Raw genomic sequence first — 8,190 nt, 5'->3', positions numbered from 1 at the left:
GCCGTCCGCGCCGCTCGGCCGGCCCTCGCAGGTCAGCGACGCCGCCGAGCGCCCGGTCAGCGAGGCGGACAGCAGCGTGGCGTCCGGCTCGTGCTTCGCGTACGCCTGCGGGTAGCCGCTGCGCTGCACGCGCTGCGCGGCCACGGTCAGCGGCAGGCGCGAGTAGCCGGGGATCTTCTCCAGGTGCGCGTAGAACCGCTCGGCCGCGTACGCCGGGTCCATGATCTGCTTCTCGGTGCCCCAGCCCTCCGAAGGGCGCTGCTGGAACAGGCCGAGCGAATCGCGGTCCCCGTGGCGGATGTTGCGCAGCCCCGACTCCTGCAGCGCCGTCGCGAGGGCGATGGTGACGGCGCGCTCGGGCATGCCGCGGGAGGTGCCGACGGCGGAGATCGTCGCCGCGTTCACCGCCTGCTCGGCCGTGAACCGGTAACTCGCCCCGTCGCCGTTGGCGGACACGACCACGCATCTCGCCGCGGACCGGCCCCCGGTCGCGTACTGCACGGCCACATAGGTGGCCACGGCGAGCAGCACGACCGCGGCCGCACCGATACGCAGGAGGCGGCGGCGTCGCACGGGAGCAGGGGGACCGGACACGCGACCAAGGTACTGGAGGCGGCCATGAGGGGTGACAGGGCCGCCGGGCATCGGGGATAGGCTCGACCGCATGGACCGCACCTCACTCGACCTCACCCAGGACGCCGCCCTCCTCACCGCCCAGCTGGTCGACTTCCCCTCGCCCAGCGGCAGCGAGAAAGAGCTGGCCGACGCCGTGGAGGAGGCCCTGCGCGCCCTGCCGCACCTGACGGTCGACCGGTACGGCAACAACGTGGTGGCACGCACGAACCTCGGGCGGGCGGAGCGGATCATCCTCGCGGGCCACATCGACACGGTCCCGATCGCGGACAACGTGCCCTCGCGGCTCGACCCCGACGGCACCCTGTGGGGCTGCGGCACGAGCGACATGAAGTCGGGCGTCGCCGTCCAGCTGCGCATCGCGCAGACGGTCACCGAGCCCAACCGCGACCTGACCTTCGTCTTCTACGACAACGAAGAGGTCGCCGCCCACCTGAACGGCCTCGGCCATGTGGCCGACGCCCACCCCGACTGGCTGGCGGGCGACTTCGCGATCCTGCTGGAGGGGACCGAGAGCCTGGTCGAGGGCGGCTGCCAGGGCACGCTGCGCGTCATCTTGAAGGTGAAGGGCGAACGCGCCCACTCCGCGCGCGCGTGGATGGGAAAGAACGCCATCCACGCGGCATCCCCGATCCTGGAGAAGCTGGCCGCCTACGAGCCGCGCAAGCCCGTCGTCGACGGCCTGGAGTTCCACGAGGGCCTCAACGCGGTACGCGTCGAGGGCTTCGTCGCCACGAACGTCATCCCCGACGCGTGCGCCGTCACGGTCAACTTCCGTTACGCGCCGGACCGTTCGATGGAGGAGGCAGAGCAGTTCGTCCGCGACTTCTTCGCCGACTGCCCCGTGGACGAGTTCGTCGTGGACGACCACACGGGCGGCGCCCGCCCCGGCCTCACGCATCCCGCTGCCGCCGCCTTCCTGGCCGCCGTGGGCGGCGAGGCGCGCCCCAAGTTCGGCTGGACGGACGTCTCCCGCTTCAGCGCGCTCGGCGTCCCCGCGGTGAACTACGGACCGGGCAACCCGATCTACGCGCACAAGATCGACGAGCGCGTCGACACGGCGCTCATCCTGGAGGCCGAGAAGCGCCTCGCCTCCTGGCTCACCGCTTCCTGATACTCCGAGGTCCCTCGTATGTAACCCGCGTAGACCTACCCTTGCTCTACGTAAGCGCGCGATACCTGCGCATGGAGGGAGCGGACATGAGCAACCCGGAGGGCAAGCGGCATCCCAAGGAGCAGCGGACCGGCCCGGTGATCCGTCGCCGGGACCAGGTGCAGCCCGGGACGACCGACCAGCGTCTGCTCGACACCGACGGCCCCTCCGAGTGGGTGCACACCGACCCCTGGCGGGTCCTGCGCATCCAGTCGGAGTTCATCGAGGGCTTCGGCACACTCGCCGAACTACCGCCCGCGATCAGCGTGTTCGGCTCCGCCCGCACCCCGGAGGACTCACCGGAGTACGCGGCGGGCGTCGCCATCGGCAAGGCGCTCGTGGAGGCCGGCTTCGCGGTCATCACCGGCGGCGGCCCGGGCGCCATGCAGGCCGCGAACCAGGGCGCCGTGGAGGCCAAGGGCATCTCGGTCGGCCTCGGCATCGAGCTGCCCTTCGAGCAGGGCCTCAACCAGTACGTCGACCTGGGCCTGAACTTCCGCTACTTCTTCGTACGGAAGACGATGTTCGTGAAGTACGCGCAGGGGTTCGTGGTGCTCCCCGGCGGCCTCGGCACCCTGGACGAGCTCTTCGAAGCGCTCACTCTCGTGCAGACCACGAAGGTGACCCGCTTCCCGATCGTCCTCTTCGGTACGCGGTACTGGAGCGGCCTGATCGACTGGCTCAGGGACACCGTGATCGCCCAGGGCAAGGCCAGCGAGAAGGACCTGTTGCTGTTCCACGTCACGGACGACGTGGACGAGGCGATCGCCCTGGTCACCAAGGAGACCCGGTAAGCAGCGCTTGCCGCAAGGGGTTACGCGAGTCCCCGGCGGGCCACCGCCGGGGGCCGGTGCCCCGCGATGGACGCCACCATGTCGAGGACCTGCCGGGTCTCGGCGACCTCGTGCACCCGGTAGACCTGAGCCCCGAGCCAGGCGGAGACCGCCGTGGTCGCCAGCGTCCCGATCACCCGCTCCTTGACCGGCTTGTCGAGCGTCTCGCCCACGAAGTCCTTGTTGGACAGCGAGACGAGGACCGGCCACCCGGTCGCCACCATCTCCGGAAGCCGCCGCGTCGCCTCCAAGGAATGCCGCGTGTTCTTCCCGAAGTCGTGCCCCGGATCGATCAGCACGGACTCGCGCGGCACCCCGAGCGAGACGGCCCGCTCCGCGTATCCGACGGTCACGTCCAGGATGTCCGCCATCACGTCGTCGTACGTGACCCGATGCGGCCTCGTACGGGGCTCGGCGCCGCCCGCGTGCGTGCACACGAGGCCCGCCCCGTACCGCGCCGCCACCTCGGCGAGCTTCGGGTCGACGCCGCCCCACGCGTCGTTGAGCACGTCCGCACCCGCCTCGCACACGGCCTCGCCGACCTCGTGCCGCCAGGTGTCGACGCTGATGATCACGTCCGGGAAGCGCCGCCGCACCTCCGCGACGAAGCCGACGGTGCGCCGCGCCTCCTCCTCGGCGTCGACCTCCTCGCCGGGTCCCGCCTTCACGCCGCCGATGTCGACGATCGCGGCGCCCTCGGCCACGGCCTGCTCGACGCGCGCGAGCGCGGGTTCGTCCTGGAACGTGGCGCCCTGGTCGTAGAAGGAGTCCGGGGTCCGGTTCACGATCGCCATGATCACCGGCTCGTGCGCGTCGAACTCGCGCCGGCCCAGCCTGAGCATCCCTGTGACTCTCCTCCGGATCCCACTTCAACGGTCGCCTGCGACCTTAACTGTCAGTGCGGCATGGCACGATCGGAGCCTGACGGTTTCGGGCCGCGTACGCACGGGCCCGGTCGAGTCCAGGGGACGGCAGCATGGTCATGTTCTTGTTTCTGGTCGTCGCGCTCGTCGTGGTGGTCGCGGCGGTGACGCTCGCGGTCCTCGGCGGCGGCGACGGCGGCGCGCTCTGTGACGAGCCGCCCCAGTTCTACGCGGACCCGCTGCCCCAGGACCGCCCGCTCGGCCCGGCCGACGTGGACGAGCTGCGCCTGCCGACGGCCGTGCGCGGCTACCGCATGGCAGAGGTCGACGACGCGCTGAACCGGCTCGGGGCGGAACTGGCCGAGCGCGACGCGCGCATCACCGAGCTGGAGTCCGCCCTCGCCACGGCCCACGAGCGGACCCGGCGGCCGGCCGACCGGGGGCCGGACACGGGCCGCTTCGCACCACCCGGCGGACACCAGGGACCGATGGGGGAGGGCCGGCAGTGAGCGAGCCGACCGGTGGCGCCGTGCCCGGACCCGACGGCAGGCTGCGCTGCCCGTGGGGCCTGTCGACCGAGGACTACGTCGCGTACCACGACGAGGAGTGGGGCCGCCCGGTCCACGGGGACGACGCGCTGTTCGAGCGGCTGTCCCTGGAAGCGTTCCAGTCCGGCCTGTCCTGGATCACGATCCTGCGCCGCCGCGAGACCTTCCGCGCCGCCTTCTCCGGGTTCAAGATCTCCGAGGTGGCGACGTTCACGGACGCCGACCGCACGCGCCTCCTCGCCGACCCCGGCATCATCCGCAACCGCGCCAAGGTCGACGCGACCCTGGCCAACGCGCGCGTGCTCGCGGACTGGTCACCCGGCGCCCTCGACGAACTGATCTGGTCCTACGCACCCGAGGCGGCCCGCCGCCCGGCGCCGAGGACGCTGAGCGACGTACCGGCGATCACCGACGAGTCGAAGGCCCTGTCCAAGGACCTCAAGAAGCGCGGTCTGCGCTTCGTCGGCCCGACGACGGCGTACGCGCTGATGCAGGCGTGCGGGCTGGTCAACGACCACCTGGCCGACTGCACAGCCCGCACCGAGGCCGGTTAGCGGCCCACGTACTTCGGCTTCTCCTTGGCGATGAAGGCCTGGACGGCGATGAGGTGGTCCTCGGAGGCACCGGCCCGCGTCTGCTGCTCGTCCTCCTTCTCGAGGGACTCGTCCAGCGAGTGGTCCGCGGCGAAGGCGACCGACTCCTTGAGCGCGGCGTAGGCGACGGTCGGGCCCGTGGCGAGCATGAGGGCCAACTTGCGTGCCGTGTCCGCCAGTTCCGCGGCGGGCACGATCTTGTTCACCGCGCCGATCTCGTACGCCTCCTGCGCCGAGATGGTGCGCGGGAACAGCAGCAGGTCGGTGGCGCGGCCCGGGCCGACGAGCCGCGGCAGCGTCCACGACACACCGGAGTCCGCGGTCAGCGCGACACCGGCGAACGAGGTGTTGAACGACGCCGTGTCCGCCACGATCCGGTAGTCCGCGCACAGCGCGAACCCGAAGCCCGCACCGGCCGCCACGCCGTTCACCGCGGCCACCACGGGCTTCTTCATCCCGGTCAGCGCCCGCACGATCGGGTTGTAGTGCTCCCGCACGGTGCTCATGGTCTGCCCCGCGCCCGCCTTGCGGTCCGCCACCAGGGAATCCACGTGTTCCTTCAGGTCCTGGCCGACGCAGAACGCCCGGTCCCCGGCCGCGGTCAGCAGCACGGCCCGCACCGCATCGTCGGCGGCGGCGGCCTGCACCGCGTCGCGAAGGGCGACCTTGGCCTCGGTGTTCATCGCGTTCATCGCCTCGGGGCGGTTCAGCGTGATCGTCGCGAGTCCGTCGCTCACCTCGTAGAGCACGGTGTCGGCCATGACGCTCCTCCTATGCGATTGCTTAGTCCTCGTGCTCAGCATGACGGAGATCACGGCCGGTGGAGCACCCTCGGTATGTGACCTGCGTCAAACAAATTCGGGGCGCCAGGAGCGTGCGGGCGGCGCAGTATCGCAGTCACATCGCCGAATTGAGTGGTTTTGCTCAAGCGCGTTGCGCAAGCGATGCCGACTGATGTTGGTCATCGGGTCCCGCGATGCGGGATAATGGCCTGGAAGCAATGTGTTCGATGCCGGTGACGTGTGCCCGTCCAGAGGGCCGTCGGCTGACGATGAGCTGGTTTCAGGAAGGGGAACGAGCATGGCGGCCATGAAGCCGCGGACGGGTGACGGCCCGCTCGAGGTGACAAAGGAGGGGCGGGGCATCGTCATGCGCGTTCCGCTCGAAGGCGGCGGTCGGCTCGTAGTAGAGCTGACGCCGGACGAGGCCGATGCCCTCGGCGACGCCCTGAAGAAGGTCGTCGGCTGACGCGGAAGCGACCATACCTTTTCGACTGCCCCGGCACACATTTGTGCCGGGGCAGTCGTACGTCCTAGGGTTCGGGCCCGCTCGGGGCCCGGGATGTCACGGTTCGCGCAGGCGCGCGCGGCGGCTAGCGCTTCACGGCGCAGAGCAGTCCGTCCCCGACGGGCAGCAGCGACGGAATCAGTTCGGGGCTCTCCCGCACCGCGCGCAGGAGCTCCCGCAACCGCACCACCTCCACCGGCTGCGGCCCCGAGTCCACGGTGCGCCCGTCGGCGAAGACGCCCTCGAAACACACCAGCCCGCCGGGCCGCAGAAGGCGCAGCGACTCGGCGAGACAGTCCAGCGACTCCATCCGGTCCCCGTCGCAGAAGACCAGGTCGTAGCCGCTGTCCGCGAGCCGCGGCAGCACGTCGAGGGCGCGCCCGGGGATGAACCTGGCCCGGTTGCTGGCGAAGCCCGCCGCGCGGAACGCCTGTCGCGCGAACTGCTGCCGCTCCGGCTCGGGATCGACCGTCGTCAGGACGCCGTCGGGCCGCATCCCGTGCAGCAGGTGGATCCCGGACACGCCGGTGCCCGTCCCGATCTCGGCGACGGCCTTCGCCCCCACCGTGGCAGCGAGCAGCCGCAGCGCGGCGCCCGCGCCGGGGGACACCGAGCGCAGCCCCGCGTCCCGGGCCCGGTCCCGGGCCCAGCGCACAGCGTCGTCCTCGGCGACAAAGGCGTCGGCGAACGCCCAGCTCGTCTGCCGGTTGCCGGTAATGGCCTTCTCCTGTCCCCGCGGTTGCCTGCGCGTGACTTTATCCGTTGGTGCCGGGAACTCGCAGATGGGACCGGGCGTTTAGAGAGCCAGGGGGAAAGAGCAGGCTGAAGCGGGGGACAGCGGGATGCCGACAGCGACGAAACGGGTGGCCGGAGCAGGGCCTGAGAGCCGACCGGCAAATCTGAGTAAAAACGCTTATCCGGAGCTAACGGGCGAGGTGGCTATGGTAGGGGCTCCACTGGACACCACCAGAGCCGACAGGGGAGGTGCGGCTGCGCCTGTGGATCGGGGAGGAGTGCTGCGGCGCTTTCTCAGGTCGGCGGGTGAGCCGAAATCTGTGACCAACACCGCTGACCGATTCCGCACCGTTGACTCCGCGCAGCAGACCGCGACCTTTGCCGCTGACGCGGAATCGCAGGCGTGGACTCCGCCCACCTGGGAGGAGATCGTCAGCACCCACAGTGGCCGGGTCTACCGCCTCGCCTACCGCCTGACGGGAAACCAGCACGACGCCGAGGACCTCACGCAGGAGGTCTTCGTCCGTGTCTTCCGCTCGCTGTCGACGTACACGCCGGGCACCTTCGAGGGCTGGCTGCACCGCATCACGACCAACCTGTTCCTGGACATGGTCCGGCGCAAGCAGCGCATCCGCTTCGACTCCCTCGGGGACGACGCGGCCGAGCGCCTGCCCAGCCGCGACCCCTCACCGCAGCAGGTCTTCAACGATGCGCACTTCGACGCCGACGTCCAGCAGGCGCTGGACACCCTCGCGCCCGAGTTCCGTGCCGCCGTCGTCCTGTGCGACATCGAGGGTCTCTCGTACGAGGAGATCGCCGCGACCCTGGGCGTGAAGCTGGGCACGGTCCGCAGCCGTATCCACCGCGGCCGCTCGCAGCTGCGCAAGGCGCTGCAGCACCGCTCGCCCGAGGCCCGCGCCGAGCGTCGTACGCTCGCGACCACGGGGGGGATCCCCGTCCTTGGAGGAGGGGGCGCGACCGCGTGAGTGGAGCACGTCTCAATCCTGCCGAGCGCCAACAGACCGCGGCCGACCACCACTTGGGGGACCGGCTGGCCGCCCTGGTCGACGGCGAACTAGACCATGACGCCCGCGAGCGTGTCCTGTCGCACCTCGCGACCTGCGCCAAGTGCAAGGCCGAGGCCGACGCCCAGCGCCGCCTCAAGAGTGTCTTCGCCGAGGCGGCCCCGCCGCCTCCTTCCGAGAGCTTCCTCGCCCGCCTCCAGGGGCTGCCGGCCGGAGGCGACAGCGACGGGGGCACCCCGTCGTTCGGAGAGGGAGGCTTCGGCACGGGCCGAGCCTTCGGCAGTGGAACGGGATTCGGGCGAGGCGTCTTCGACGTGGCCGCCGAGCCCTTCGCGTACGCGCCGTCCGGTGCGCACGCCGGGCTGCTCCCCAGCGAGCAGCGCGGCTTCCGCATCCACGAAGTGGGCCGGGCCGACCGGCACGAGAGCGACCGGGCCTCGCGCGGGCGCCGTTTCGCGTTCGCCGCGGCCGGTGCGGTCTCGCTCGCCGCGATCGCCCTCGGCGGCGTGACGGCCGGGGT

The 8,190-nt window shown here is 71.1% G+C and carries 10 protein-coding genes and 1 pseudogene; 7 read left to right on the top strand and 4 right to left on the bottom strand.

Annotated elements, in window-relative coordinates; translation table 11 throughout:
- A pseudogene (locus tag G3I40_RS02440) lies at positions 1-594 on the bottom strand (heavy metal transporter); the annotation flags it as partial.
- A gap of 70 nt (positions 595-664) precedes the next feature.
- On the opposite strand from G3I40_RS02440, the gene dapE reads away from it, so the two are divergent.
- Together dapE and G3I40_RS02430 are read left to right on the top strand one after the other, a co-directional pair.
- Positions 665-1,747 (top strand): succinyl-diaminopimelate desuccinylase, encoded by a 1,083-nt coding sequence (gene dapE / locus G3I40_RS02435; RefSeq protein ID WP_164300481.1) that lies wholly within the window; start codon positions 665-667, stop codon positions 1,745-1,747.
- A gap of 86 nt (positions 1,748-1,833) precedes the next feature.
- Positions 1,834-2,580: a TIGR00730 family Rossman fold protein gene (locus G3I40_RS02430; protein WP_164300480.1), complete on the top strand. Its 747-nt coding sequence runs from the start codon at positions 1,834-1,836 to the stop codon at positions 2,578-2,580.
- A gap of 20 nt (positions 2,581-2,600) precedes the next feature.
- Here G3I40_RS02430 and folP read toward each other — a convergent pair whose 3' ends face one another.
- Positions 2,601-3,461: a dihydropteroate synthase gene (gene folP / locus G3I40_RS02425; protein WP_164300479.1), complete on the bottom strand. Its 861-nt coding sequence runs from the start codon at positions 3,459-3,461 to the stop codon at positions 2,601-2,603.
- Between the two features lie 134 nt (positions 3,462-3,595).
- Between folP and G3I40_RS02420 the strand changes: the two genes are divergently transcribed.
- Both G3I40_RS02420 and G3I40_RS02415 read left to right on the top strand, forming a co-directional pair.
- On the top strand, positions 3,596-3,991 hold the full coding sequence (locus G3I40_RS02420) for a DivIVA domain-containing protein (RefSeq protein WP_164300478.1): 396 nt from the start codon (positions 3,596-3,598) through the stop codon (positions 3,989-3,991).
- Complete coding sequence (locus G3I40_RS02415) at positions 3,988-4,584, top strand: DNA-3-methyladenine glycosylase I (protein WP_164300477.1); 597 nt, start codon at positions 3,988-3,990, stop codon at positions 4,582-4,584. The genes G3I40_RS02420 and G3I40_RS02415 overlap by 4 nt, the downstream gene beginning before the upstream one ends.
- Here G3I40_RS02415 and G3I40_RS02410 read toward each other — a convergent pair.
- A complete protein-coding gene (locus G3I40_RS02410) occupies positions 4,581-5,384 on the bottom strand; it encodes an enoyl-CoA hydratase-related protein (RefSeq protein ID WP_164300476.1) in 804 nt (267 codons plus the stop codon). The genes G3I40_RS02415 and G3I40_RS02410 overlap by 4 nt on opposite strands.
- A gap of 319 nt (positions 5,385-5,703) precedes the next feature.
- Here G3I40_RS02410 and G3I40_RS02405 point away from each other — a divergent pair, with 319 nt between their 5' ends.
- Positions 5,704-5,871, top strand: coding sequence for a DUF3117 domain-containing protein (locus G3I40_RS02405; protein ID WP_003966491.1), 168 nt, complete (start codon positions 5,704-5,706; stop codon positions 5,869-5,871).
- A 124-nt stretch (positions 5,872-5,995) separates the two neighbouring features.
- Here the strand turns inward: G3I40_RS02405 and G3I40_RS02400 are convergent, their stop codons facing one another.
- Positions 5,996-6,694: an O-methyltransferase gene (locus tag G3I40_RS02400; protein ID WP_164300482.1), complete on the bottom strand. Its 699-nt coding sequence runs from the start codon at positions 6,692-6,694 to the stop codon at positions 5,996-5,998.
- A 157-nt stretch (positions 6,695-6,851) separates the two neighbouring features.
- On the opposite strand from G3I40_RS02400, the gene sigE reads away from it, so the two are divergent.
- Positions 6,852-7,631: an RNA polymerase sigma factor SigE gene (gene sigE, locus G3I40_RS02395; RefSeq protein ID WP_203643261.1), complete on the top strand. Its 780-nt coding sequence runs from the start codon at positions 6,852-6,854 to the stop codon at positions 7,629-7,631.
- A partial coding sequence (locus G3I40_RS02390) for a zf-HC2 domain-containing protein (protein WP_343244799.1) occupies positions 7,628-8,190 on the top strand: 563 nt, incomplete at its 3' end. The genes sigE and G3I40_RS02390, both read left to right, overlap by 4 nt.

Origin of the sequence: Streptomyces sp. SID14478 (genome assembly GCF_010548525.1) — a bacterium.
In the GTDB taxonomy this organism is placed as follows: Bacteria; Actinomycetota; Actinomycetes; order Streptomycetales; family Streptomycetaceae; genus Streptomyces.
Note: the sequence above shows the minus strand (reverse complement) of the source record. Positions and strands in the feature narration are given on the sequence as shown.

Excerpts from the sequence above, each read along its gene's own strand:
- folP (WP_164300479.1), bottom strand. The coding sequence starts at position 3,461 with ATGCTCAGGCTGGGCCGGCGCGAGTTCGACGCGCACGAGCCGGTGATC.
- dapE (WP_164300481.1), top strand. The coding sequence starts at position 665 with ATGGACCGCACCTCACTCGACCTCACCCAGGACGCCGCCCTCCTCACC.
- G3I40_RS02405 (WP_003966491.1), top strand. The coding sequence starts at position 5,704 with ATGGCGGCCATGAAGCCGCGGACGGGTGACGGCCCGCTCGAGGTGACA.
- sigE (WP_203643261.1), top strand. The coding sequence starts at position 6,852 with ATGGTAGGGGCTCCACTGGACACCACCAGAGCCGACAGGGGAGGTGCG.
- G3I40_RS02420 (WP_164300478.1), top strand. The coding sequence starts at position 3,596 with ATGGTCATGTTCTTGTTTCTGGTCGTCGCGCTCGTCGTGGTGGTCGCG.
- G3I40_RS02430 (WP_164300480.1), top strand. The coding sequence starts at position 1,834 with ATGAGCAACCCGGAGGGCAAGCGGCATCCCAAGGAGCAGCGGACCGGC.
- G3I40_RS02410 (WP_164300476.1), bottom strand. The coding sequence starts at position 5,384 with ATGGCCGACACCGTGCTCTACGAGGTGAGCGACGGACTCGCGACGATC.